Genomic DNA, 24,974 nt, shown 5'->3' with positions numbered 1-24,974 from the left:
ACGTCCGGTTGACCGACCCGATTCGGTCCGCGGACCGCACGCCCCACTTTGACGCAAAGGCAGGTTGATTCGTATGTTTCTGTATCTGTTCCACGGCACGCTGCCGGAAGATCCGCAGCTCGATAACGTGTACACGCTGAGCGGCGAAGATGAGACTCTGTATGTATTCGAAGCGGCCCATCCGCTCGACACTTCAATCGACTCCCGATCCGCCTATCAGGCTATCGACAGTGCCGGTTCGCTGAGCGGCGGATTCGCGGTACTGAACAATATTCCCGTCAGCGAAGAAGGGCGTTCCGCTTTTGAAGAACGTTTTCTGGGCCGGGCCCGCCGCGTCGAAGACATGCCGGGCTTTGCGGGAATCCGGGTGCTTCGGCCGCTGCAGGGCGACACGTACGTGATTCTGACCGTCTGGAAAGACGAAGACAGCTTCAAGAGCTGGCAAAGTTCCGAATCGTACAACCATGCCCACAAAAAACGCGACACGTCGGAAGGCATCACCCAGCAGCGTCCTGAAATCTTCGCCCGTCCGTCCTTCGTAACCACCTACCGGATCGCTTCGACCGAACAGAGTTCGCCTGGCGAGTGCTGAATCTTTTTCGTATCCAAACCTCCGCTTTCGTCGTCCCCGGCGAAAACGGAGGTTTTTGGCGTAATCCGGACTTTGTTTTCCTTCCACATCCGTGAAAAAAAAGGCTGATTCCTTTGACGCTTCCGAAGGGCGCGTGCTACATTTATAGAATCGGAATTTTGACGGAAACGGATGCCGGAGCGGGAAATCGAGACGCTGCGGCCAAAAGGAATTTCAGCCGCCGGCCGGTGCGAATCCCAGTCGCGGAAGCAGGCGAGCGCACAGAATGAGGGGAACAAACAGTGGAGAAAGCAACGACATCCAGATTTGAAAATAAACCGTTCGGCGTATCCTCGGGGAAGCTTCCCCGCGCGGAAATCGCGGCAAATGCCGGGCGCGAACCGAAAAAGCAGGCCGGCGAACGCGGAGAGCGGGATGCCGCTTATTTCCGTCTGCTCGAGCAGACGGGCATCGTGCTGAACCCGGCGCAGATCGCGGCGGTCCGCTGCACGGAAGGGCCGCTGCTGACACTCGCCGGGGCGGGTTCGGGCAAGACCAGTACCCTGGTCTGCCGGGCGGGCTACCTGCTCGATGTCTGCGGCGTCGATCCTTCCGGCATCCTTCTGCTGACCTTCTCCAGCAAAGCCGCCGCGGAAATGCGCGAGCGGATCGCCGGACTGCCCGGCATCGGCGAATACGAAGCCGGACGCATCCAGGCCCGGACATTCCATTCTTTCTGCCTGTGGCTGCTGTTCAGCCAGGGCATGCAGAAAGAAATTTTCGGGGATACGCGGCGGCAGCATATCCAGCTTCAGCAGATCATGCGCGAGCTTGGCATGTCGGACGCTTATCCGCCCGAGAATCTGCTGGCACTGCTCTCTTCCTACAAAGTAAACCTGATGCCCGCCGGCGAGCTTCCCGAGAAGAGCGATACCGACCGGCAGATGAAGCGCATTCTGCTGCGGTACGAAGCCTGGAAGCAGGAGACGGGGCGAATCGACTTCGACGACGTGCTGACCGATGCGCACGCGCTGCTCAAAGCCCGGCCCGAACTGCTGGAACGGCTGCGCCGCCGCTTCACCCATCTCATGATCGACGAGTTTCAAGATACCAATCTGCTGCAGTACGAAGTGGTCAAGATGATTGCCGCCCCGCGCAACAATCTGATGGTCGTGGGCGACGACGACCAGACCATCTATTCGTTCAACGGCGCCCGCAGCGAATTTATTCTCGAATTCGAGAAGCTGTATCCGAGAGCGCGCGTGGTGACGCTCGATATCAACTATCGCTCCGTGCCGTCGATCGTCGGACTCGGCAACGAAGTGATCCGGCACAACAAGATGCGCCGCAGCAAGACGCTGCGCGCCGCACACGGCGGCGCTCTGCTGCCTGCGTATATGCGGCCGGAATCGGCCGACGACGAAGCCCAGGCCATCGTCGACCACATCGGCCGCGAAGTGGCGGCCGGAAGACGCAGCTACGGCGACTTCGCCGTGCTGTACCGGTCTTCGAGCAGCAACCGGGCGGTGCTCGAGCAGCTCGTCATGCGGGATATTCCGCATATCGATTACGGCGACGGGCGCCTGCTGTACGAGCACTGGCTCGTCAAGCCGGTACTGGATCATATGCGGCTGTCGATCAACCGCCGCGACTTCGATGCGATGCCAAGCGTGCTGCCCACGCTGTATATCGCCCGGGACAAAGGCATGGCGCATATCCAGGCCACGGACGAAGGACGGCCCAAGAAAGGGCCCCTCGTCCATCTGCTGACGCTTCCGGGGCTGAAAGACTTCCAGCTCGACAAGATCCGCCAGCGGCTTGAGGTGATCCGCTCGCTCAAGGGACTGGTCCCGGCCGCCGCGGTCACCCAGATCCGCCAAAGCTTCTACGACGCCTATATCCAGGCGGGCGAGCACAGCGAGCAGACCTCGCACCGCGAGATGCTCAAGGAAATGCTCGACGAACTCGAGACGTCCGCCGGACGGTTCGATTCCATCGTCTCGTTCCTCGCCTTTGTCGACGACATGCTGCTGCGCAACCAGCAGACCGCGGCCGTCAAATCTCAGGCGCAGGGCAACCGCGTCGCCCTGATGACCATTCACAAGTCCAAAGGCCTGGAATTCCCGGCCGTCTTCCTGATCGGCGCGTCCGAAGGCACGCTGCCCCATGCTTCCGCGCTCGGCGCCGATTCGCTGCGCGATACGCGCGTCGGCCTCGAAGGCGAAGCCAGCTACGCCGAAGCGCTCGAAGAAGAGCGCAGACTGGCTTATGTCGCCGTAACGCGGGCGAAGGAGCAGCTGTTCGTCAGTTCGCCCGCCGTGCAGCGCGGCAAGAAAGCCGCCGTCTCGCGCTTTCTCCTGTCCGCTTTCGGACAGGAGACCGCGGCTTCGGATGCCGCGGCGCGCGCCGAATACGGCGGCCGGCGGGGCGGAGCACCCGATCCCGGCCGGTTCGGCAGGGTCCGGACCGACCGGTACGGCCGATCGGATGCCGCTTCCGGCACCCCCGGCCGCTTCGGCGGTTCGTCTGCCGCCGGAACGCCGGCGAGAACCCAGAGCGTTCCCGCGTGGCTGTGCACGTCCGGTTCCTGCGTCGCCTGGACCCGGATCATGCACAGCAAAGACATGAACGCCGCGCACAAGCCCTGCCCGTTATGCGGCTCGCCGATGAAGAAAGGACGCAAAGACGTTCCGCTCTGAGCGCAGCGCGCAACCCTAGGCTGCGCACACCAAAAAGGAGCGGCCCCCGTACGGGGGCCGCTCCTTTTTCTTCCTCTTATCCGCGCTTCTTCGGATGCGGATCAAACTTGTAGGTCCAGAACTTCTCGGTGGCAAAACGTTCGCGCAGCACCGGATCGTGAATGGAATGGCCTTCGAAGACCGGATCGGTATGAAACTGCGACTTGTGCGCTTTGATCGAGCCAACCTTCTGCTCGAGGAACAAGGTGATATCCACCTGAACGTCGGCCGGACCGAGTGCGCGTTCATGGCCTTTTGCAAAAGCGACCGTGTGCACCTTGGGACGATCGCTCGGTTTCATCGCTTCGACTACGCGCACCACGGCCGCGCCGCAGGCATCGTGATCGGGATGCACGCTGTACAGAGGATGGAACGTAAGAATCAGCGAAGGATTCAGTTCCTCGATCAGTTCGCGCAGCTTGCCGTCGAGCAGTTCGCGGTCTTCGAATTCGATCATTTTATCGTGAAAACCGAGTATACGCAGATCCGTAATACCGATTGCCGCACAGGACGCATCCAGTTCGGCGCGGCGGATCGCCGGCAGCGTGATTCGGTTCGCGAATGGCGGATTGCCGAGATTACGGCCAAGTTGGCCCATCGTCAGACAGGCATACGTGACGGGAGTCCCGCTCTGCAGATGGGAAGCGGCGGTGCCGGAGACGGTAAACGACTCGTCGTCGGGATGGGGAAATACGATCAAAACATGACGTTCCACGGGATGTACCCGCTCCTTTCCGAATGCGGTGAAAGCCGCCTTGATAAAATCGATTTAGAACGGTTCGGAGCTCAGCATCAGGCTCACCACGAGTTTGCCGTCGCGATCGTTGCCGGCCAATACGGCCTTTTCCGTTTCGCTTTCCTCGTAGTGCGTCAGCCCTTCGGCATAGATCCATCCTTCGGGCATTTTCAAGCCGACCCGGTAAGGGCCGCTTCCGGAGATGGAGCCGTGCGAATAGCTGACTTTAACGTTGCGGATCATGTTCGAAGCGACAAGCTTGGAGCGGTCGCGCTCGAATGTATAGGCGCCGTTGGTCAGTTCGAGATGCAGATAGAGCTCCCGGTCTTTCAGCTTGTCCAGCAGTTCTTGAACGGCTTGCGGTTGAATCGGCAGCATCGGCGTCTTCCCTTCGGGTTCATAGTGTGCAAAATGAAATAGAATGAAAATTTAAAGCAACTTTCATTATAATACAGCCCGTCCCAGGTGACAAACGGCAAAACGCCGCCCGGCCCGGAACACTTTGCCTGGACGATACGGCGACGGATAAGCCGTCCGGTCCTTTTTAGGATCGGCACTCCTTTTTTACTGCAAAAAAAGAAGCTCCCGGACAAAGTCCGGGAGCTTCTTCGGAACGAATCGCAGCGTGTGCGGTCGGCGTTCCCGGCTTATCCCCGATTAATTGGTCAGAGAGAAGTCGTTGTTGACATTTTCGGACAGTCCGTTGCCTGTGGCACGAACGCCGTCGGCAACCGAGAGGACAAAGGCGCGGTACTGCACGCCCGCCTGCAGCGGATTGTTGAAAGCGTCACGGTCGTTATTGACCGTAAAGGTTACATTGCCGCCGGTCGAATACTTGACGCTCGCACCGGATACGTTGTTAGCCTGACCTACCGTAAAGGCGGAAGCGCTGTTTGTAGGCACAAGCATCACGTTGTAATAAGCGGTGCCGGCCGAGTTGGTCGGAGGCGTAAAGCTTACCGTAACGGTCTGGCCGCTGGCGGACGTTCTGACATTGGTTGCCGCCGGCGCGCCGGCTTCGCTCAATGTCACTTCGTTCGAACGGTCGGACAGCAGGTTGGCTCCGTTGTTGGATACCGTCAGGACGTAGAAGCGGTAAGCTCCGTTGTTCGAGATCGGATTGCCGTTTACATCACGGCTGCCTGCAGTCAGCGCCTGACGAACCTGACCGGTACCGGCCGCAGCTACAGGCGTGTAGGAAGAAGCCGCATTGGCATTCGCCAGGCTGTAAGATCCGGATTGGCTCGAAGGAACCGCCAGGATGCGGTATTCTTTGACATCCGTCTCGCCCGGAGCCCGTGTGAATGTAACTTCGACGTCACTGGCGTTGCCGGTCATGCTCTTGACTGCTGCCGTCACGTCCGTCACGCCGACTGCGGCGGAACCGTTGGACAGCGTCACCGGATTGGATACGCCCGACAGAGCAAAGTCGGCATTGTTGTTCGCGTTACCCGATCCGACCGACAGGACGAACACCCGGTAAGCAACGCCGGTACGAATCGGCTCGCCGTTCACGTCGCGGGTAGACGAGTTCAGGAACGTGCTCTGGTTCGAACCGGTCCGCGGCAGCACCGTGTAGTTGGCCGCCGGTACACCGAGAGCGGACGAGAGATTGAAATTCGAAGCGCTGGCAGACTTCACGACCAGCACCCGGTATTCCGAAATGCCGCTCTCGTCGGATGCGCGTCCGAAGGTTACGAGCAGGTCGCGTCCGTCTCCGGAATTGCCGGAATCGCTAAGTACCGGAGTCAACGCGGTCCCTACATTGTTGCCGCCCAACGTGATCGGCTGCGACACGCCCGACAGCACGTTGGTGCTGGTCGAAGTGCCCGAACCTACAGTCAGTACGTACACGCGGTAAGCGACGCCGTTGCGAATAGCGTCTCCGTCCGTATCGCGTACGGAAGCGTTCAGCGTCTGCACCAGGTTGGAGCCTGTTTTATTGACGGCCGTATAGTTGGCGCTCGTTGTGGCATTCGCCGAGTTGATATTGAATCCGGCAGCTTTCGAATCCTTGACGACCATCACGCGGTACTGATTCACGTTCGCTTCGTTTGCGGCGCGGTCGAACATGACGCGAAGGTCGCGTCCGTCGCCGTAATCGCTCACGTCGCTCACGGTTACGTTCGACGCGGATACATCGGAACCGGAAGTGGCCAGGGTCACCGAAGCGGATCCGGCCGACAGCGTATTGTTTGCCGGCGTGTTAGAAGCGCTCACGCCCATTACGAAGGCCGTGTAAGGCACGCCGTTTTGGAGCAGGCTGCCGGAAGTATCGCGGCTTTGCCCGGTCAGCGTCACGCTAGGCGAAGCGGAGCCTTTGGGAACCGACGTATAGTTCTGCGCGGCTACGGCATTCGCCGAAGTTTGGTTGAAGGAAGCCGCATCGGACGTCTTGACCACGAATACGCGGTAGCCGGAAATGCCCGTCTCGTCCTGGGCTTTCGTGAAGCTGACCGTAAGATCGCGTCCGTCTCTGTAGTCGCCTACATCGGTCGCTTTGACGGCAGTCGCGGTACCTGCTGCCGTGCCTCCGCTCAGGGTAACGGCAGAAGAAGCCGAAGACAGTTCGATCTTGCCGCCCGCATACGTGTTGCCTACGGCAACGGCATACACCTGGTAGGCCTGACCGGACTTGAGCGTTTCACCGGTGCTGTCCGTAGCGTTCGCCGCCAGGGTCACGTTCTGGTTGGCGCCTGTCGGCAGGACCGTCGTGTATTTGTTGCCGGACGACGTGGCCATGGACGCATTGAAAGGCGTACCCGATTTCACGACGAACAGACGGTAATGGTCGACATAACCTTCATCCGAAGATTTATTGAACGATACCTGCAGGTCGCGTCCGTCCCCGTACCGGCCGAGGCTGCGCGCCGTGACGGCGGTAGGAGCCGTCAGCTCCGCGGTAGTGGTGATGATAACGCTCTGCGAAGCGGCGTTCCAGCGTACGTCCTGTCCAAGCGATTCGCCGATAAACCGAAGCGGCACTACCGTATTGCCTTTGATGGCTTTGGCGGGAACATCGAGATTAACTTTTTGTCCATTGACCGTAGCGACCTTCGAACCGATCTTGAGTACGATCGTGTTGCTGCCTTTGTAGGCGGTGATCGTCTGCGTTTTCTGGTTCCAGTTGACTTTGGCATTCAGCCCCTGGAAGATGCTGCGCAGAGGCGCAAGCGTCCGGCTGCCCTGGGCGATCGGCGGCTGGGTCGATTTCAACTCCACCCCGTCGATAAAGATTTTGATATTGGATGCCGCTGCGTCTGCAGAGTGCGGAAGTGCCGCAGGCATAAGAAGCGCTCCGGCAAGCAAAGCCGCGCTGATTTTGTTAGTCTTCTTCATGATTTTCAATCTCCCTTCCGAAACCTCGGCTGGATTTTTTGAATCTCTTTTTCTTTACTCCTAATATTTGACGCATGAAACATTCGAAAGGTTGCCATTATTTCCGAATTTCTCCCAAACAAATTTATAATTTATCATAACTCCCGCGTTCTTCAGGGGATTGAGCCGGAAATTCGTCCATCAAAAAAAGGTCTGAAAAACAGGCGCGGCGCACCTTTTTCAGACCTTTTCCGTATGGATGCCCGGAAAATCCAGACGCTTTTCAGAACAGTTGGATCAACGAAAGCACGATACCCACCAGGAAACCGCAGACTGCGCCGTTGACGCGAATCCACTGCAGATCTTTTCCGATCTTGTCCTCCAGCATCTCTACCAGCTGCTCGTCGTCCATCCGTTCCACATTATCCCGAACCAATTGGCCGATCCGGTAATGATTGTTCTCGGCCAACTGCATGATCGCTCCGCGCGTCTTCTCTTCCCAGAGTTCGACCCGCTCCGGTTCGGAAGCGATTCCGCGTACCGCGGCCGCATAGAGACGGAAAACGATCCGGCCTCCGTTGGCGCGTTCCTGAGCCGTCTTGGCCAGCGCAAATTCACGCAGTTTCTCCAGATTCTCGCGGATAAAAGCCGCCGTGCTGGCTTCGTGCAGCACTTCGAGCACCTGTCCGCGTACATATTCCAGCTTCTCTTCATCGCCCGCGGCTTCGAACAGCTTCACGCGCACTTCGCGCAGAATCGCCAGACGCTGTTCTCCGTAAGGGTCCAGCAGCGAATCGATGCCCGCGACCAGCATGGTCTGGATCATGGAGCCCAGCTTGTCTTCGTTTACCATGCCGGCGAACGCCTGAAAAGCAAACCCGGTAAAACCGCCGACTTTGGCATTCGACAGCTGATCCATGGCCAGCGTCCCCATCGTATCTTTGGTTTCGGGACGCTGCGCCCAGGTCTTCGCTTCGTTCAGCGCGTAATCGAACAGCTTGATTTCGTAGCTGTCGTTCAGCAGCTTGGTCAGCGCCCGGTCCGCCAGACCGGCCGCGTCCACGCCGCGAATATAATTCTCCGCCGCTTCGCGTACCGGTTCCACCGCTTTGTCCAGCGGCAGCTTGGCGATCGCTTCGGCCGCATAATCCAGCACCTGCTCCCGGGTCCGCTTGCGGGACATCATCCGGGTCAGCATCCGCGAAGCTCCGCGAATCAAGTTGAGCTTGCGCAGCTGCCGGACGATGCTCTCTTTGTTGAGCAGCTGCGTCTCCATGGCCGAAACGAGCGATTCGACAATCCGGCTCTTGTTCTTCAAGAGCAAAGACGTATGCGGGATCGGAATGCCGAGCGGATGCCGGAACAAAGCCGTCACGGCGAACCAGTCCGCCAGACCGCCGACGAGACCGGCTTCGAAACCGCCGATCAGAAGAAAAGTCCAGACGTTTTCAGGCAGAAACAAGCTGATCACGAAGCCCGCGGCCATCACGATCAGCGAGATCCCCGCCAAATTTTTCGATCCCATTGTCATCCCCCTTGCTTCTATAGAAATTGTATGTCGGGTGTCCAAACGTTGTCCGCGCACAAGAAACCCCGCGCTTCCTTATTCATTTTAGTACACCCGATGATTGAAACGCAAAAAAACACCTTATAAAAAGAGTAGCAAAGTCCGACAAATCCGGCACTGCCGGGCAGGACGAGAGGATGAGGAACCGTTATGGACAATATCGTATTCATCACCTTCAAACAGGAACAGCCGCTGGAGGCCGTACTCGGCCGTTTTCGCGAGCATCCGGTAACGGACGAATACTCGGTGCTTCAGGCCGTGATCCTGCGCAAGCTGTCGGGAAAAATCGTCTCCGAGCGCGAATTCCGGTTCGCGGGCGACGAAGATGATACGCATCATCTGACGAACGATCTGATCGACTCGATCGTCTCCGTCATGAGCGGCCCCGTCGGCAGTCTGATCGGCGGGTATACCGGTCCGCTGCTGGATGCCGAACTCAACGCCAACCGGATCGTCGAAGAATCGGGCATGCTCGGCGCGATTGCCGCCAAGCTCAACGAGAACGAATGGGCGCTGCTTGCTCTGGTGCGCGAATATAACGAGATCAGCCTGAGCAGCCGGCTCAACGCGCTCGGTGCAAGTGCGGCGGTTCGCAAAGACGCGGCATTGGTCGCCTACGAAGTCATGAACGCACGCGAGATCGGCAGCGAATGGCAGGAACGCTTTAAGGAGCCGGACAACGGAACGGCGGACGACGCCCTCAAAGAAAGTCTGCGCAGCGAACTGCAGGAACGCGCGAATCGCGGTTCCTTTGAACAGGAGCAGTCCGTACGCGACCGGCTTCGCGGCGATTTCGATTACCTGCACGGCAAGGCGGCGATGCGTTCGAACACAGGCGCTTCCCCTTCTTCGGACTAATTTCCGTTACCCCCTGCCTGTTGCACCGGTTCTTCGGTCGCGGTCTGACGGCCTCCCTATGTCTAACGATTCAAATGACGGGGATTTTTATGCATTCGCGCTTGCCGGGCTTATAATGGACACAGTTAGGGAGAATCCGGAATTCCGGATTCTCTTCCGTTTCGATACTTATAGAGGAGGTTGTCCGAATGATGAAAAAATGGGGAGCATTGTCCCTGTCTCTGGCCCTGCTGGGTTCCACCTCGATTCCGGCTTCCGCTTTTGCGGCGCCATCGGTATCCGCTCCCGCCGAACAGGCACCTGAACAAGCGCCGGAGCAGGAAGTCGAACTCAGTCCCGAACTGATAGAAGCGCTCGATTACGCGGATCGCATGGACGCAATCGTGAAGTACGAAGACACCGCTGCGGATGCGTTCAATTCGATCCAATCCGTATCGGAATCGAACCGCAAATCCGTCTACAAGACGCTCAACAGTGTCGTGGTGCCGAATTACAGCAAGTTCTATTACCAGCTGAAACAGATCAAACCGACCGGCAAAGAACTGGTCAAGATCCACTCCTACTACCTGCAGGGAGCTTCGCTCCAGCTTCAAGGGATGGAATTGATCAAGAAGTCGCTGTACGGATCCAAGATCAACTGGACCACCTACAAGTCGGGACAAGCCAAGCTCAAGTCCGGCAAAGCCAAGCTGAATTTGTTTATCGGCAGCTTTGAGAAGCATATGGACGGTCTGCAGTAATGTTGCAGGCTGCAAAGTCCCGTTTTTTTCCGCCTTTTTCCGGCGGGCCGCCTCGGCGGCCCGCTTTTTGCTGCGCTTTCCTCTTCTGCCTGCCGCCTCCTTCACTTATTGTCGAACTTTACCGAATATAGGCGTATGCCTTTTATTTCGATTTTACTCTATAATTTATTGCAATTATGTTGTTCAAAATATAAAATGCTAGAGGAATAAGACATTTTATATTTGAAAGGATCGGTACCTTCATGGACCAACAACGACTTGCCCTGGATTCCCACTTATGTTTCTCGCTCTACGCCTGTTCCCGGGCGATCTTCCGGATGTATCGGCCTCTGCTCGACGAGCTGAATCTGACCTATCCGCAGTATCTTGTTCTTCTCGTTCTCTGGGACCGCCAGGAGAGCAGCATCAAGGAACTGAGCCAGGTGCTCAGCCTCGATTCCGGTACGCTGACTCCGATGCTGAAGCGAATGGAAGCTTCCGGTCTGCTGCAGCGCAGCCGCTCGCAGCAGGACGAACGGATCGTCACCGTACGCATTACCGCCAAGGGCCTCGAACTTCAGGAACAGGCCAACTGCATCCCGGCTTCGATGGTCGAGTCCAGCGGTCTGAACGTGGAGCAGATTTCTACGCTTAACGAAACGATTCGAACGCTGATGACCAGCGTCGGCAGCTATCGATAAATCCGATCCCCCGTATCCGGAGGCCACTCGTCCTCCGCTTTCTTCCTTTCCCGCGCACGGAAGGCCAATTTGCTGTAACGACCCACGCGTATCCGGCCGATAACAAGCATGAACAGTGTTTTCAGCTTTGTTTAGAAAAGAGGAATTCCAATGACCGAATACCGGCGCTTTTTACGACGGCTCGTGCGCAACTACATCGTCGGGTCGGTGCTGGCCGTTCTCTGCGTGGGAGGCGCCGTAATTTCTTCGGCACTCAAGCTTCCGATCGGCGGATTTGACCGTATTTTCATCGTACTTATCGTCTCTTTTCTCATTATGATCTCTTTGGAACTGCTGACATTCGCCCGGCAGGTCCGGCCGATCCGCGGGCTTTTCCAGAAGGATAATCCGTCGCTGGACGAAATTCGGAACGCCTATGTCCAGATCCATCGTCTGCCGGCGCTGTCGGTACTGCGTATCATGGGCCCGCATCTGTTCGGTTTGTCCGTTCCCGCCATTCTTCTTACCCTGCTGTTTATGCGGATCGGATGGGTCGAACTGCCGGTTTATTATATCGGGATCGCCGCTTCCGGCGCGGTGCTTGTGGCCGGTATGCATGCGCTGATCGAATACTTTCTGACCGACCAGGCGATTCGTCCCCTGCTTCGCCTGGTCAGCGAAACGGGCGAGCAGAAATACGGGGTGCGGGTTTCGCTCGACGGCCGGGTCATCGTCTCGACGCAGCGCAAGTTCCAACTGAGCGCGTTCTCGATCGGCGCTTTCCCGCTGTTCTTTTTCGTTCTTGCTACCCAAATCCGGCTGACCGTTACGAATTCTCCTCTGGTCGAGGACTACTGGCAGTGGGCTTCGCTGATTCTGGTATCGGGCATCGCGTTCTCTTCCCTTGGCGCTTGGCTGCTCAGCCGAAGCGTCCGCCAGCCGATCGGCAATCTGGAAAAAGCGCTTCGCGCCGTCCAGACCGGCAACCTGGATGTCCGGGCTTCCGATTTGTACTCGGATGAATTCTCCCGCCTCGTCTCCGGTTTCAACCACATGGTGCAGGGATTGTCGCAGCGGCAGCAGGTCAACGAGCAGCTGCTCCAGAGTTATTTCTCGACCCTCGCCGCGGCACTCGATGCCCGGGATACCTATACGGCCGGTCATTCGCAGCGCGTTGCGGAATATTCGCTGCTGATCGGACGCGGGGCCGGACTCGAAAACGAAGAGCTGGATCTTTTGAACAAAACGGCTCTGCTGCACGACATCGGCAAAATCGGCGTTCGGGACAATGTCCTGCTCAAGGAAGGCCGGTTGACCGACGACGAATTCGAGCAGATCAAGAAGCACCCGGCGCTTGGCGAAGAAATCCTCAAACGGGTAGAACCCGCCGAGATGATGGGACCGCTGCTTCCGGGTGTGCGCTCGCATCACGAACGGTACGACGGACGGGGTTATCCCGACGGGCTCGCCGGCAGTGCGATTCCCAAGTTCGGACGCATTATCGCCGTAGCCGACGCTTTCGACGCCATGACTTCCGACCGTCCTTACCGCAGCGGAATGGGGCTCGAGAAAGCGATCTCGATCTTGTCCGAAGGCAAAGGCACCCAGTGGGACCCGTATTATGCCCAGATTTTTATCGATGCTTTCTATCAGGAAAAAGAACAGCCTGAGCCTTATCGGGCGGAAGCCTAGTCCGGAACCCCGGCCTTTTCGTTTCACCGATCCAAAAAAACGCGCCGAACGCCGCCCTACAGGGCAAAAGCGTTCAGCGCGTTTTTGATTTGTTCCGGCGGCAGCGGTTCGTACAGATCGTCCCAATCGTAGATCAGCTGCAAATATGAGCGGTAGACCAGAAAAGCGATGACTTTCGGCTCCAGGCGGAACGTTTCCCCATCCTCTTCATGCCGCCGTACCAGCCGTTCGATATACCGGATAATGCCTTCTTCGAGCGCTTTGCGCATCTCCAGCACCCCGTGTGCGCCGGACTGCCGCGCTTCCCGGTAAATGCCGACCAGCAGCCGATGGCGTTCCCGCAGCGCGATCACCGCGTCGAACGTGCGGTCGATATCTTCCTTCAGCGGCTGTCCGGGCAGACATACCCGGTCCGATTCCGCCAGCAGATCTTCCAGAATGTCTTCGACGATCGCCATCAGCAGCGCTTCCTTATTTTCAAAACAGCTGTAAATGGAGCTTTTGCTGACATGTGCCGCTTTCGCTACGCTTCCGATCGTCGTTCCCCGGAATCCGAAGCGTTCGAAACACAGCATGGCCCCTTCCAGAATCCGGCGTCTCTTGGTTTCCATTTCGTCCCTCCGTTATCTCTATCTCTGCATCCGTTTCCATTATCCCGCAAAAAAAGCTTCCCGCGCAGTCGATTTCTCGCTCGCGGGAAGCTTTTTCGTGTCTATTTTGCGTATTCGCCGGTCTGACTGGCAGGCACGCCGCCCGCGGCGGCGCATACTGCGTCAGGCGTTAGCCGGCGTAAGATCCCGCTCTTCTTCGATCCCCGTCTTGATCCGTTTATTGCTGAACAAGAACACCAGCAGAGCCAATCCCAGGAACACGATTCCGAACAGACCGACATGGGCGATCTGCGCCCAGAAGTAACCCCAATCGTTTCCGAGCGAGACCGCTTCGCGCAGCGCGCGAATCCCGTAAGTGGCTGGCAGATAAGGATTGATCGCCTGGAAGAAGTCCGGTGTCAGCACTTTCGGGAACGTACCCGCGCTGCCGCCGATCTGCGCAAGCAGGATCAGGAAAGCGATGAATTGACCGACTTTGCCCAATGCCGAGAACAGCAGGAACAGCAGCGACAGGAAGGTCAGACTGAGCACCAGCGTAATCGCGTAGAAATGCCACAGACTCTGTACCTGCAGACCGACAATCCCGATCAATACCGCGTCCAGAATGGCCGATTGCAGAACCGCCATGAACGCGATGACACTGAACTTGCTCAGGAACCAGGCCCAGCCGGAACGCGGCCGGATCTGCGGCGTCTTGAGCGGATAGACCGACGAGAACATGAGGGCCCCGGCAAACAGCGCGATGGTCATCATATAAGGTGCCAATCCTTCGCCGTATTCGGTCACATCGTGAACGTCGTCATGTTGAAGCTCTACCGGCTGCGCAAACATTTCGTACGTCTTGTCGTCCGTACTCACGTTGCCGGCTTCTTTGACGCCGTCCGCCAAAGAGGTATACAGCTCGTTCGTTCCTTCCTTAAGATCGCCGACGCCGTTATTCAGCGTTACCGAACCGTCCGCCAACTGTCCGGCGCCATTTCTCAGTTCGCCGGTCGCACCGCCGAGCTTGCTCAAACCGCTGACCAGCTGGCCGCCTCCGTCTTTCAGTTGGCCGAGGCCGCCGACCAGATCGTGCGAGCCGCCTTTTAACTGGCCGGTTCCGCTCACAAGGGCGGAAGAACCGGTCTTGAGCTGATCCGCACCGCTGACCAGGCTCGACGAACCGGTCTTCAGTTGATCCGCGCCGCTCACCAGACCGGCCGAACCGTCTTTCAACCGGCCGACTCCGCCTGCAAGAGCAGCGGCGCCTTGAGCCAACTGCTTCGATCCGCTCCCGGCTTCGCCGAGTTTGGCCGACAGCGTGCCGAGCCCTTCGGTCAGCCGCTGCTGCCCCGCGGCCAGAGTCGAAGAACCTTCCAGCAGCTGTCCCTGCCCGGCGGCCAGTTGGCCGACCGCCGCCTGAATCCGCTGCGCGCCTTCATTCAACTGGGCGGTGCTCGACGCAAGCTGATCCAGCTGCCCGAGCGACTGCTGCAGCGTCGACGAATCTCCGCCCTGCGATGCCGCATCGCCGGAGCCGGCGGAAGCTTCAGCCATCATGGACAGCAGTTTCTGCTTGTCGGCATCCGGGATCGTGGAACTTCCCTGAACATAAGCGGCCAGAGCTTCCTGCTGCTGCTTGACGGCCGCCGCTTTCTGTTCGAGCTGCTGCTGCGCCGCACCCAATCGGTCGACGGCCGCCGAAGCTTGTCCGCCAAGGCCTTGAACCGCTGCGTTCAGCTGCTCCATACCTGCCGCGAAGGGAGTCAGCTGCTCCTGCAGCCGCTGCAATCCGGCGTTCGATTGACCCAGCCCCTGATTCAGCTGCTGCGCTCCGCTCTCCAGCTTCTTCGAGCCGCCGGACAGCGTATCCGCGCCTCCTTTGAGCTGGTTTAAGCCTTCGCCGAGTTTCGCCGCGCCGCTCTGCAATCCGTTGGCACCGCTCTGAAGCGTGCCCAGACCGTCATCCAGCTTTTTGGCTCCGCCCGACAGCGTGCCGATACCGCTGTCCAGCTTCTGCGCGCCGCCCGACAGGGTACCGATACCGCTGTCCAACTTCCGTGCGCCGCCCGACAAATTCCCCAGGCCGTCATCCAGCTTCCGAGCGCCGGATGCCGCACTCACGATCCCTGCGCCGAGCGTGCCGGCACCCGCCTGCAGATCGCTTACGCCTTCCTGGAACGAGACGCTGTTTGCGGCCAGTTTCTTCAGATTGTCCGCAAGTTTCTGCGAGCCGTCCGCCAGGTCCGAAGCGCCGTCATCCAGTTTCTTCGCCCCGTCGTCGGCTTCTTTGAGCCCGTCGACCAGGTCGGTGAGACTTGCGAATACGGTTGTCGCGTACTCTTTGGTCACCTGCTCGGCGATCTCTTCATTGACTTCCTTGATCGCCGATTTGGCGATCTGCGCCGACGAATACCCCATGCCCGCATTCGTGTAATAATCCAGTTTCATTTTTTGCGGATTATCGTTCAACAGGGTCGAAGCATTCTTGGAGAATTCCTTCGGAAGCTCGATCACCATAATGTATTTCTCGTGATTCAGGCCCTGGATCGCTTCCTGCTTGTCGGTGACGACCCATTTGAACGAATCGTTGTCCTTCAAACCTTCCACGAAGTCTTTGCCCACATCCAGCCGCTTGCCTTCGTAATTTGTTCCGCTATCGCTGTTGACAACCGCTACGGACAAACGATCCGTATGACCGTAAGGATTCCAGTAAGCCGAGAGGAAGAACAGGCCGTACAGTCCCGGGACCAACAGCATCGCGATTACGGTCAGCATCGTCATCCGGTGCTTCAAAATATTTTTCCATTCCGATTTGAACATCGTGGGTCCTGCCCCTTTCCATCTGTCTTCGAACCGTTTGAATATCGAGCATCCGACTATAAAATGACCAAAAAAACATTTGGGTCATTCGGTACTGATGAGAAGTATATCACATTCCGATTGAAATACAACTCTTTTTCATTCCTTTTCAACGTTTTTCAGTCTTTCTTCCCTTTCTTTTATGGTGTGCGGGAGGCCGCCTATGTAGAATTTATTTTACATTAATAAGTTTTTTTTCATTTTTTTGAATGATTTTTATGAAGCAGGCGGATTGTCGTCTACTTTTCCTTCAATCCCGATGTTATAATTGCCGTATGTGGAAAGTATGAGCAAATGAGGTGAGTTTCGTTGAATCCGGGTACCGGGGAGACCGATCTGAAGCTAAAATATCAAGTATTGACGGAACTTCAGCCAGGCATGCTGTCCAGCGAAACGCCTTCGCAGCTGTTGACTCATGTCTTTGATTGCATAAGCAGCCATTTCAGCGTGGATCTGCTGTTGAATTACTGGGTGGAAGAGAAATTCCCTTACCGGCTTCAGCTGATCCACCACCGCGGTGTAACCCATTCGGAAGCGGAAGCCCTGCTCTCGCTCGATCAAGGCCAGACCATCTGCGGCACCGTCATCAAATCCAGAACTCCTTATATTTCCGAACATGTACAGCAGACGACGGATTTTCACGGGCGGATTCTGCGTCAAATGGGCGTTCGCCGATATGCCTGCTTCCCTCTGGTCGTGTTCGACGAAAACCGTCCGTTCGCGCTGGGCTTCGGTTCGCGCACCGGCGATACGTTCGATCCGACCGAACTGGAAGTGCTGCATCTGATTTCCGTTCAGCTGGAACATGCTTTCGCGCGAATCGGCCGATGCGAAGAGTTGGAACGCCAAAATGCGGCGCTTGCCGAAACCAACCGCTTCTTGTCGTCATCGGAGAATCGTTTCGCTGCCATCTTCGCCGCAAGTCCCCATCCGATGCTTATTACGACATTGGAAGACCGTGAAGTCATTGAAGCGAACGATGCTTTTTTGCTGCTGCTCGGCATTACGCGTCTCGAGATGGATACCCGCTACGGCGAATTGATACGCGGGAACGAATTGATGAGGCAGATTCCCGAGCCGGATGAATCTTCGACCGTTCCGGAAGGCATCAGCCGGGAAATCACTTTCACCAACCATGCCGGGGAAGAGAAAGTCTGTATCCTCCGCACGGTCCGACTCGATTTCAACGGAGAACCGCTTCTGCTGACGATGATCAGCGACCTGACCGAACACAAGCAGTACGAACACGAACTGCAGCGTCTGTCGCAGTTGCATCTGGTCGGGGAAGTGGCAGCCGGGATCGGGCATGAAGTGCGCAATCCGATGACGACCGTCCGCGGATTCCTGCAGCTGATGCTCATGCAGGGCAAGAATACGCTGGAACCCGCCTACCTGCAGGTCATGATTGAAGAACTCGACCGCGCCAATCAGATCATTACCGAGTTCCTCTCGCTTGCCAAAGACCATATGGTCCAACTCAAACGCGAGAATCTAAACGATTTGATCCGCAAGATCCTGCCTTTGATCGAAGCCGACGCTTCCGTGACCGGCAAGATGATTACGACCCATCTCACTCCCGTGGAATCGATCGAAGTGGACGACAAGCAGATTACCCAGTTGATCCTGAACTTTGTCCGCAACGCACTCGAAGCGACAGGAGAGAACGGCTGGATCCAGCTGAAGACCTATATGCAGGAAGACCGTACCGTACTGGTGATCGAAGACAACGGCCCGGGCATTCCCGCCGATGTCGTGGAACAGATCTGGAAGCCTTTCTATACAACCAAAGAAAACGGCTCCGGCCTCGGCCTGGCGATCTGCTTCAGTATTGCCAACAAGCACGGCGCGTCGATCGATCTGTCGACCGGCAAGGAAGGTACGGCTTTCTACGTGCGCTTCCGTACCCACTGATTCGTTGGATCCCCTATCGGCGGCCATCTTTCACGAGAATGCCGATCTCAATAAAGAAAAGGGAATTTTGAATTTATTCGAAATTCCCTTTTCTTTATTTTGATTTCGCGATAGCCCGATCCGTTCGGCGTCACCGCCGCTTCGAGAAGGGTATATACAAGTGTTGATTGCCAAACCAAACCGGAAGGAGAACAGCCATGAGAAAAGTGAAGACGTTCAGCTGGGTTCTCGCTTTTGCCTTGATTGCCCATTTGTCATTGACGCCTGCGGCTTTTGCCCAAACTTCTTACAAACCGGCCGGATTCACCTCGGAATTGAAAGCGCTCTCTAAAAAGACTTATAAGTACTTCACAGACTTTACCGATGTCCGAACGGGTTTGACGTCCGACGAGGTCAGAATAACGGATAAAGGCGCGGAGGAAGCCAAACGCACTTCTCCTACCAATATTTCCATGTATATGATGAGTACCGTGTCCGCCGAACAGATGAAGCTGATCACGAAAAAAGAAGCGGTGTCCCGGTTAAAAACGACGTTGACTTCGCTGGAGAAGATGGATAAATGGAACGGCCTGTTCTACAACTGGTACAACACGGAAGACGCGTCCCTCAAAAAAGACTGGGGCCAGTTCATCTCCCAGGTCGATAACGGATGGCTGTCCGCAGGTCTGATCGTGGTCGGTCAGGCTTATCCGGAACTGAACGGGCAGACGAGCAAACTCGTCGAAGAGATGGACTATGCCAAGCTGTACGATCCCGAAGTCGGCCAATTCCGCGGCGGTTACGACGTCGCGAAAGGCGCGCTGACCGAGCATCATTACGGAACGTTCTATACCGAACCGCGGGTAGCCAGCTATATCGCGATCGGCAAAGGCGACGTTCCGAAAGAGCACTGGTGGAAAATTTACCGCACGATGCCGCCGGAATGGGACTGGCAGTCGCAAATTCCCGAGGGGGAAATCGTGAATTACGACGGAGTGGACGTCTTCGAAGGCCATTATACGTATCAGGGCACCAAGTTCGTCCCGAGCTGGGGCGGCAGCATGTTCGAAGGTCTGATGCCGGGCCTGGTACTCAAAGAAAAAGAGTTGGGAACCCGGGCTCTCGGATTGAACAACCAGCGCCACGTGGACCTGCAGATCGCTTACGCCAAAGAAAAAGGTTATCCGGCATGGGGATTCTCGCCTTCCGCCACGCCGACCGGATACAGCGAGTTCGCCGCTGCGCCTCTTGGCATCTCGGGCTACAAAGACAGCACGACGGTCACGGCGCACGCTACTTTCCTGGCTCTCGATTACGCCCCGAAAGAGGCCCGCGAAAATATCAAAGTACTGAAAAAGATGGACATGATGGGCAAATACGGATTATACGACTCCGTCAATATCGAGACCGAGGAAGTCGCCAAAGCCTACCTGGCCCTCGACCAAGGCATGATCATGATCTCGATCGCCAATTATGTCAAAGACGGCTTGATCCGCGATTATTTCCACAGCGATCCGATCGGCCAGAAGCCGGAAGCACTGTTGGAAAAAGAAGTCTTCTCGATTGAGTGATTTAGGTCCGGGATCAAGAACACGCACCGTCTTTTCTCTCCCGCCCTCCCCACGTACGCGTAATTCCAGCCACACAAAAAGCCGCCGGAAACTCCGGCGGCTTTCTCCATCCTAACCGATCCAGGCCCACATAAACCCGTCCCGGTCCCAAGCGATTTGTCCGCGGTGCAGCTTGCGGAACTCTTTCTTGACTTCCTTTTCCAGCGATGCGTTTCCATTATCGTTGACGAAAATGAAAGCTTCACCGAAATGTTCCCGAACATGCGCGATCGCTTCTTCCTGTCTCAGAATGCCGCGGAATCGAATCTCTTCGACCATCCATTCGGCAACCTGCCGGGCAGCTGCCCCCGTTTGTTTTTCCTCGCTCATTTGAATCCTCCCGCATAAGTCCGATACTCCTGCCAACTTGGGCACGGACGGCTTTTCCTTTTACTATACCCGATATCCCATTTCCGCGCTTACTTCAGAATGTCGATATTGGGCATAAACGGAAGGGGGTTCATTCTGCCGTTCACCGCGTTCATGACACCGAGGATCAGATACACAAAGCAGACCAGATTCAGCAGGGGGATCAGCAGCCAGCCGATCAGCGGAATAATGCCGAGCACGATATTGCCGGCTACGAGCGCCAGCAGCAGAAGCAGTCCCTGATTGGCATGATACATGGCGAAGCGGGAATTGCGGGCAGCCAGCAGCGGCAGGAAGAACAGAAGATATGCCAGAGCGCCGATCGTTTTGTTCTCTTCGATATCCCTTGGATCCGCTTGCGGGTCTGGCAGGTTTGGATTGGGGGTGTGCATGATTCGCTCTCCTCTCGATTTGGAAAAACGCATGTGGAAATCCCGGACGCCTGTACCCTCGTCGCCTGTTGTCTAAGCCGATATACGTCAGCGAAAATATTGCGTTTCATTTCAAATTCATGTTTTTTTAAATTAGGTACTTGCTTTTTTTTAGTATCCGTTTTATATTAATTGATGGGTCAAGCATTGAGGGATCAACGATTTACAGAAAGGGGAGGCTGCGAATGTATCCGACTACACCCGAATCGTGCATCCTGGAAAAGCTGCAGCTGCTCAATACCCGGGTTAGCACCGCTTTTTCCGGCTGTGCAGGCATCAGCGCTTCTCGCCTCAGGCTGCTGCAGGAGCTGTTCGCCGCCGAAGAAATCGGCCAGACCGCGCTGCAGAAGTCGCTCGGGATCGACGGAGCCGCCGTCACGCGCCATCTCAAGCAGCTTGAGACGGACGGCTTCGTCACCCGGCGCATTTCTCCCGGGGACAACCGGATCACGCTTGTCCGGCTCAGCGAGCACGGACGGGCCCATATCGACGGGTTCCTGCGGGAGAAATCGCTGCTGACCGAAAAGCTGATGGCCGATTTCGACGCCGAAGAGCGCCGGCTGCTGGCAAACATGCTGGAGCGGATGCATCGCAACGCCGAGACCCTTTAATCCGGGCCGTTGGGCTGCGAACTTCGCTCCCGCTTCGGCCGGAATACCGTTTCATCTTCTAATCCATCGTATAAAAACAACCGGCGCATGCGCCGCAAACTTAATCCAAAGGAGCTGTCTCCCATGAGCAGTGTAGAAAAAGTCCAAGATTTCCTGGAAGTCCTCAAAAGCCGTCGTTCCGTTCGTTATTACGATTCTTCCGTCAAGATCAGCCGCGAAGAAATGACGCAAATGCTCGAAGAAGCGACTTTGGCTCCTTCGTCGGTCAATATGCAGCCTTGGCGCTTTGTCGTCATCGAAAGCCCGGAAGCCAAAGCCCAACTGCTGCCGCTGGCCAAATTCAACGGCAACCAAGTTGAGACTTCTTCGGCTGTTGTCGCCGTGTTCGGCGATTTGAACTTCACCGATTATGCCGAAGAAATTTTCGGTAAAGCCGTGGCGCTCGGTTACATGCCGGAAGACGTAAAAAACCAGCAGCTCGCCGCTTACCTGCCGCTGTTCGACGCGATGCCGCTTGAAATGAAACGGGATTCCGTCCTGATCGATGCCGGCCTGGTCTCCATGCAGTTCATGCTGGTTGCCCGCGCGCACGGTTACGATACCAACCCGATCGGCGGTTACGAGAAAGAACAAGTCGCCGAAGCGTTTGGCATGGATCCGAAACGCCATGTACCGATCATGCTGATCTCGATCGGCAAAGCGGCCAAAGAAGGCCATTCTTCGGCCCGTCTGGATATCGCGCGCACAACCGAATGGCGCTAAGCCGTTCTTTCCAATAGAATCGAGGAGGAATTTCAATGATTATCGTTCATGCCACTTTCCACGTTAACCCGGCCAAAGAAACCGAATTCGTGAACGGACTGACTCCGCTGATCGCGGCTTCGCAGGCTGAAGAAGGCAACATCTCGTACGATCTGCACAAAGCGGTCGGCCGCGAGCACGTCTACACCATGGTTGAAGTCTGGCGCGACCAGGAAGCGACCGCGATCCATAACAAAAGCGAGCATTTCACGGCTTTCGCCGCTACGGCAGCGGAATACCTGACGGCTCCGCTTGATATCAAAGCGTTTGAAGGACAAGCACTGTCCTAAAATCTTGTTTGTGCAAACATACAATGCCAAGAAGCCCGATACTCCAAACGGAGTACGGGTTTTTTTATTTCGATCTATTTTCCCAAAACAAACATGGGCAGGCTGTCAGATCCTTTTGTGAGACACGGGGGAAGAAAGATTCATCATCGTATAAGGTTCTCCATATTCCATGACCAGATCAATGAACCCTTCCAACATTTCGCTGGTTTCCGTAACCACTTTCACCAAATAGCTGTACTCGCCGGTTAAACGATGGCATTCGGTAACAAGCGGACTTTCTTTACAAAATTCCCTAAATGCTTTGCAACGATGGGTTTTCACCAATACGAAGGCTTGAACCGATTTGTGAATCTTGGCGGGATTTATGTCGGCCCGATATCCTTGGATTACTCCGCTCTCCTCCAGCTTTCGTACTCTTTCCGTTACGGCAGGAACGGAAAGGGAAACTCTACCTCCCAATTCCGTCATGGATATTCGGCCTTCCGCCTGTAAAATGTCGATTATTTTGCGGTTAATGCTGTCCAACTTGTATCACCTTCAAATTTTAGTTAGTATGCTTTTATTTCTTTATCTATTTAATCATACGGGTCAATATGCCTTAAAAAAAGCATGTTTTCTTGCCCTTATTCCCAATAAAATGAAGCGAGTACGAATAAGGAGGAATGGAAATGGGTTTGGAAATGAGAAAAAGATGTGAGAAGTGCTCGGAAAACGTGGAACACGAAGCTTATATTTGCGTTCACGAGTGTACATTTTGTTTGGATTGCACGACGAAGATGTTTAATATTTGCCCGAACTGCAACGGGGAACTCGTAAGAAGGCCAAAACCGAAAGGAACATGCCCGATCGCTCCACCGGAAGGTGTCTTCATGATGGGAAACCGATGAGGCACTCGGACCATCTTCCCAAATCCTCTGAACCTAAATAAAGGCTGCCGAGGAAACCTCGGCAGCCTTTATTTCAACCTTTAGTGCGGAACTGCCCGGTTGTTCGCTGCCACGCAAACCATGCGTCCGGTCTGCGTTTAGTAGTAACGGCGCTGCGCATCGGCACGGTCGACGTCACGGCGCTGTTGGCCGTGGAAAGCGTTGACCAGCAGGGCGATACCGCTTGCCAGGTGAAGAGCCCAGCCCAGGAACGGTACCCACCCAAGCGCGGAAGTGACAAGACCGACAATCGGGCCGTAATACGGCACGCGATCGCGGGCCGCCATAACCAGGGTGACCAGATGCAGCAGGAACATGAATCCGAGCGCGCCCCAGCCGGTTGCCAGAACGAACCAACCGCCCAGCAGGGGGATCGCCAGCAGCAGTTCGCAGGCCGCCGCAACCAACATCAAGATTCTCGATACTTTCATTGTATTCTCTCCTGTTCGATATGGGATAAAAGCATATGGAAAGCTTCTCTTGCCCTCTACTACGGGGAGTCCGGCGATCGGTTTCTTTTTTTTAATCGTTCAGATAGCGCCTTGCTCCGGAGAACTCGTTCGCGTAACCGGCGGTGGAGATCGGAATGATCTCCACCGTTCTGCCGGCTTTCGGCGAATGCATCATCTTCCCGTTTCCGATATACATCGCGACGTGATGCACGCTGCCCCTACCGTTCTGATGGGCGAAGAACATCAGATCGCCCGGCTGCAGATCGGGCTTTGCTACGGATTTACCCGCCAGCGCCTGCTCCGAAGCGTCGCGCGGCAGCGGGATACCGTAATAGGCATAAATGGCGCCCGTGAAGCCCGAGCAGTCAAAGCCGTAAGCGGACGTTCCCGCCCACAGGTAAGGCAGACCGAGGAACGCTCTGCCGGTCTCGACCAACTGCGCACCTGTCGGAGACGACGCCGGTTTGCCCGGTGCCGTGACTGTGACGTCCTTGGCGGACACGCGCGCGGTACCGTACTGCGGCGTCCGTACTTCCATCCACTCGCCCGCCGCCGATACGACCGGAAGGCGGGTGCCGAAACTGAGCTCCAGCAGCCGGCTTTTGCCGTCCGCTTTGTACAAAGTCGTCGTTTTCGCGCTCACCGCCGCTTCCGCGGCCGAGGTGCCGGTCCATTCTCCGGCCGGAACCGTCCGAAGCTGCGCGGTAGGCAGCCAGCCGGGGTACCCGTAGCGGCTTTTGGAAGTCGATTGATCGGTCACCACAACCTGCGACCAGCTTCCTTTCGTCTGCACGATCTTCACTTCGCGTCCGTACAGCGCCTGCGTCTCGGTCTTGCCGGTCAGCCATCTGCGCTTGGCCGTCGTATTCATGGCCTGCGTCCAGGCTTTCATGTCGACCGGCGCCGCAAGCGAAGGAGCGTCGATCGAACGCGCGAGACCTGGGGACTTCCACAGCGTGGCGACCGAAACGCCGATCACGGTGCGGGTCTTGGGCGTTCCGCCGTTGGCGGAGACGGCCGCTTCGGCCGCGCGTGCTCCGGGAAACGCAAGCAGCGGCAGAAGCAGCAGCAGGGCGAGCAGGGGCAGGAAGCCTTTTTTGTACCTGTTCATGGATGTAAAAGTCCTCATTTCCGTATTGATTTGAAAAAGGCCGACGTTGGATTTGACCCCAGTGTACCAGAAGCTCCGGGTAAAAACAGTCGAAAACGGCAAATAAGTCCGCAGAAAAATCTGCGGACCCCTGGCGGGCTTGCCCGAGGGCT

The 24,974-nt window shown here is 56.5% G+C and carries 23 protein-coding genes; 12 read left to right on the top strand and 11 right to left on the bottom strand.

Going from position 1 to position 24,974, the window contains the following annotated elements; translation table 11 throughout:
* Positions 1-73 precede the first annotated feature (73 nt).
* Positions 74-592, top strand: coding sequence for an antibiotic biosynthesis monooxygenase family protein (locus HOP44_RS11335; RefSeq protein ID WP_172253345.1), 519 nt, complete (start codon positions 74-76; stop codon positions 590-592).
* 281 nt (positions 593-873) lie between these two features.
* Complete coding sequence (locus HOP44_RS11330) at positions 874-3,270, top strand: UvrD-helicase domain-containing protein (RefSeq protein ID WP_172253343.1); 2,397 nt, start codon at positions 874-876, stop codon at positions 3,268-3,270.
* A gap of 76 nt (positions 3,271-3,346) precedes the next feature.
* Here the strand turns inward: HOP44_RS11330 and bshB2 are convergent, their stop codons facing one another.
* The 4 genes from bshB2 to HOP44_RS11310 all read right to left on the bottom strand — a co-directional run bounded on the left by bshB2 (position 3,347) and on the right by HOP44_RS11310 (position 8,888).
* Complete coding sequence (gene bshB2 / locus HOP44_RS11325) at positions 3,347-4,024, bottom strand: bacillithiol biosynthesis deacetylase BshB2 (RefSeq protein ID WP_172253341.1); 678 nt, start codon at positions 4,022-4,024, stop codon at positions 3,347-3,349.
* A 54-nt stretch (positions 4,025-4,078) separates the two neighbouring features.
* The gene (locus HOP44_RS11320) at positions 4,079-4,423 is read right to left on the bottom strand and encodes a YojF family protein (RefSeq protein ID WP_172253339.1); all 345 of its coding nucleotides are present in this window, start codon (positions 4,421-4,423) and stop codon (positions 4,079-4,081) included.
* A 279-nt stretch (positions 4,424-4,702) separates the two neighbouring features.
* Positions 4,703-7,384, bottom strand: a complete 2,682-nt coding sequence (locus tag HOP44_RS11315) for a copper amine oxidase N-terminal domain-containing protein (RefSeq protein WP_172253337.1) — start codon at positions 7,382-7,384, stop codon at positions 4,703-4,705.
* Positions 7,385-7,646: 262 nt separating this feature from the next.
* The gene (locus HOP44_RS11310) at positions 7,647-8,888 is read right to left on the bottom strand and encodes a DUF445 domain-containing protein (protein WP_172253335.1); all 1,242 of its coding nucleotides are present in this window, start codon (positions 8,886-8,888) and stop codon (positions 7,647-7,649) included.
* A gap of 192 nt (positions 8,889-9,080) precedes the next feature.
* Here HOP44_RS11310 and HOP44_RS11305 point away from each other — a divergent pair, with 192 nt between their 5' ends.
* The 4 genes from HOP44_RS11305 to HOP44_RS11290 all read left to right on the top strand — a co-directional run bounded on the left by HOP44_RS11305 (position 9,081) and on the right by HOP44_RS11290 (position 12,879).
* The gene (locus tag HOP44_RS11305) at positions 9,081-9,788 is read left to right on the top strand and encodes a hypothetical protein (RefSeq protein WP_172253333.1); all 708 of its coding nucleotides are present in this window, start codon (positions 9,081-9,083) and stop codon (positions 9,786-9,788) included.
* 188 nt (positions 9,789-9,976) lie between these two features.
* The gene (locus HOP44_RS11300; RefSeq protein WP_172253331.1) at positions 9,977-10,528 is read left to right on the top strand and encodes a hypothetical protein; all 552 of its coding nucleotides are present in this window, start codon (positions 9,977-9,979) and stop codon (positions 10,526-10,528) included.
* Positions 10,529-10,770: 242 nt separating this feature from the next.
* Positions 10,771-11,208: a MarR family winged helix-turn-helix transcriptional regulator gene (locus HOP44_RS11295; RefSeq protein WP_246369741.1), complete on the top strand. Its 438-nt coding sequence runs from the start codon at positions 10,771-10,773 to the stop codon at positions 11,206-11,208.
* 150 nt (positions 11,209-11,358) lie between these two features.
* Positions 11,359-12,879, top strand: a complete 1,521-nt coding sequence (locus tag HOP44_RS11290) for an HD domain-containing phosphohydrolase (RefSeq protein ID WP_172253329.1) — start codon at positions 11,359-11,361, stop codon at positions 12,877-12,879.
* Positions 12,880-12,935: 56 nt separating this feature from the next.
* On the opposite strand, the gene HOP44_RS11285 is transcribed toward HOP44_RS11290, so the two are convergent.
* Entirely contained in the window at positions 12,936-13,490 is a 555-nt protein-coding gene (locus tag HOP44_RS11285; protein WP_172253327.1) for a TetR/AcrR family transcriptional regulator, read from the bottom strand.
* A gap of 162 nt (positions 13,491-13,652) precedes the next feature.
* On the bottom strand, positions 13,653-16,292 hold the full coding sequence (locus HOP44_RS11280; RefSeq protein ID WP_172253325.1) for a YhgE/Pip domain-containing protein: 2,640 nt from the start codon (positions 16,290-16,292) through the stop codon (positions 13,653-13,655).
* Between the two features lie 348 nt (positions 16,293-16,640).
* On the opposite strand from HOP44_RS11280, the gene HOP44_RS11275 reads away from it, so the two are divergent.
* Together HOP44_RS11275 and HOP44_RS11270 are read left to right on the top strand one after the other, a co-directional pair.
* A complete protein-coding gene (locus tag HOP44_RS11275; protein WP_172253323.1) occupies positions 16,641-18,242 on the top strand; it encodes an ATP-binding protein in 1,602 nt (533 codons plus the stop codon).
* A 197-nt stretch (positions 18,243-18,439) separates the two neighbouring features.
* Positions 18,440-19,792 carry a glucoamylase family protein gene (locus HOP44_RS11270; RefSeq protein ID WP_172253322.1) on the top strand — a complete coding sequence of 451 codons (1,353 nt, stop codon included), beginning with the start codon at positions 18,440-18,442 and terminating at the stop codon, positions 19,790-19,792.
* A 111-nt stretch (positions 19,793-19,903) separates the two neighbouring features.
* On the opposite strand, the gene HOP44_RS11265 is transcribed toward HOP44_RS11270, so the two are convergent.
* Positions 19,904-20,161, bottom strand: coding sequence for a DUF6953 family protein (locus HOP44_RS11265; RefSeq protein ID WP_172253320.1), 258 nt, complete (start codon positions 20,159-20,161; stop codon positions 19,904-19,906).
* 89 nt (positions 20,162-20,250) lie between these two features.
* Positions 20,251-20,592, bottom strand: coding sequence for a magnetosome magnetite crystal formation protein family (locus tag HOP44_RS11260; RefSeq protein WP_172253319.1), 342 nt, complete (start codon positions 20,590-20,592; stop codon positions 20,251-20,253).
* Positions 20,593-20,816: 224 nt separating this feature from the next.
* On the opposite strand from HOP44_RS11260, the gene HOP44_RS11255 reads away from it, so the two are divergent.
* From HOP44_RS11255 to HOP44_RS11245, 3 genes are all read left to right on the top strand, one after another.
* Entirely contained in the window at positions 20,817-21,242 is a 426-nt protein-coding gene (locus tag HOP44_RS11255) for a MarR family transcriptional regulator (RefSeq protein WP_172253318.1), read from the top strand.
* Between the two features lie 123 nt (positions 21,243-21,365).
* On the top strand, positions 21,366-22,004 hold the full coding sequence (locus HOP44_RS11250) for a nitroreductase family protein (RefSeq protein WP_172253317.1): 639 nt from the start codon (positions 21,366-21,368) through the stop codon (positions 22,002-22,004).
* 35 nt (positions 22,005-22,039) lie between these two features.
* Entirely contained in the window at positions 22,040-22,333 is a 294-nt protein-coding gene (locus HOP44_RS11245) for a putative quinol monooxygenase (RefSeq protein WP_172253316.1), read from the top strand.
* Positions 22,334-22,438: 105 nt separating this feature from the next.
* Here the strand turns inward: HOP44_RS11245 and HOP44_RS11240 are convergent, their stop codons facing one another.
* Complete coding sequence (locus tag HOP44_RS11240; protein WP_172253315.1) at positions 22,439-22,858, bottom strand: Lrp/AsnC family transcriptional regulator; 420 nt, start codon at positions 22,856-22,858, stop codon at positions 22,439-22,441.
* 143 nt (positions 22,859-23,001) lie between these two features.
* Here HOP44_RS11240 and HOP44_RS11235 point away from each other — a divergent pair, with 143 nt between their 5' ends.
* Complete coding sequence (locus tag HOP44_RS11235; RefSeq protein ID WP_172253314.1) at positions 23,002-23,220, top strand: DUF1272 domain-containing protein; 219 nt, start codon at positions 23,002-23,004, stop codon at positions 23,218-23,220.
* Positions 23,221-23,357: 137 nt separating this feature from the next.
* On the opposite strand, the gene HOP44_RS11230 is transcribed toward HOP44_RS11235, so the two are convergent.
* Positions 23,358-23,690: a hypothetical protein gene (locus HOP44_RS11230; protein WP_172253313.1), complete on the bottom strand. Its 333-nt coding sequence runs from the start codon at positions 23,688-23,690 to the stop codon at positions 23,358-23,360.
* A gap of 91 nt (positions 23,691-23,781) precedes the next feature.
* A complete protein-coding gene (locus tag HOP44_RS11225; protein ID WP_172253312.1) occupies positions 23,782-24,822 on the bottom strand; it encodes a C40 family peptidase in 1,041 nt (346 codons plus the stop codon).
* Between the last annotated feature and the right edge of the window lie 152 nt (positions 24,823-24,974).

The organism is Saccharibacillus deserti (genome assembly GCF_013618475.1).
GTDB classification, from domain to species: Bacteria; Bacillota; Bacilli; order Paenibacillales; family Paenibacillaceae; genus Saccharibacillus; species Saccharibacillus deserti.
The sequence above is the reverse complement of the archived record's forward strand: the minus strand, read 5'-3'. Positions and strand labels throughout refer to the sequence as shown.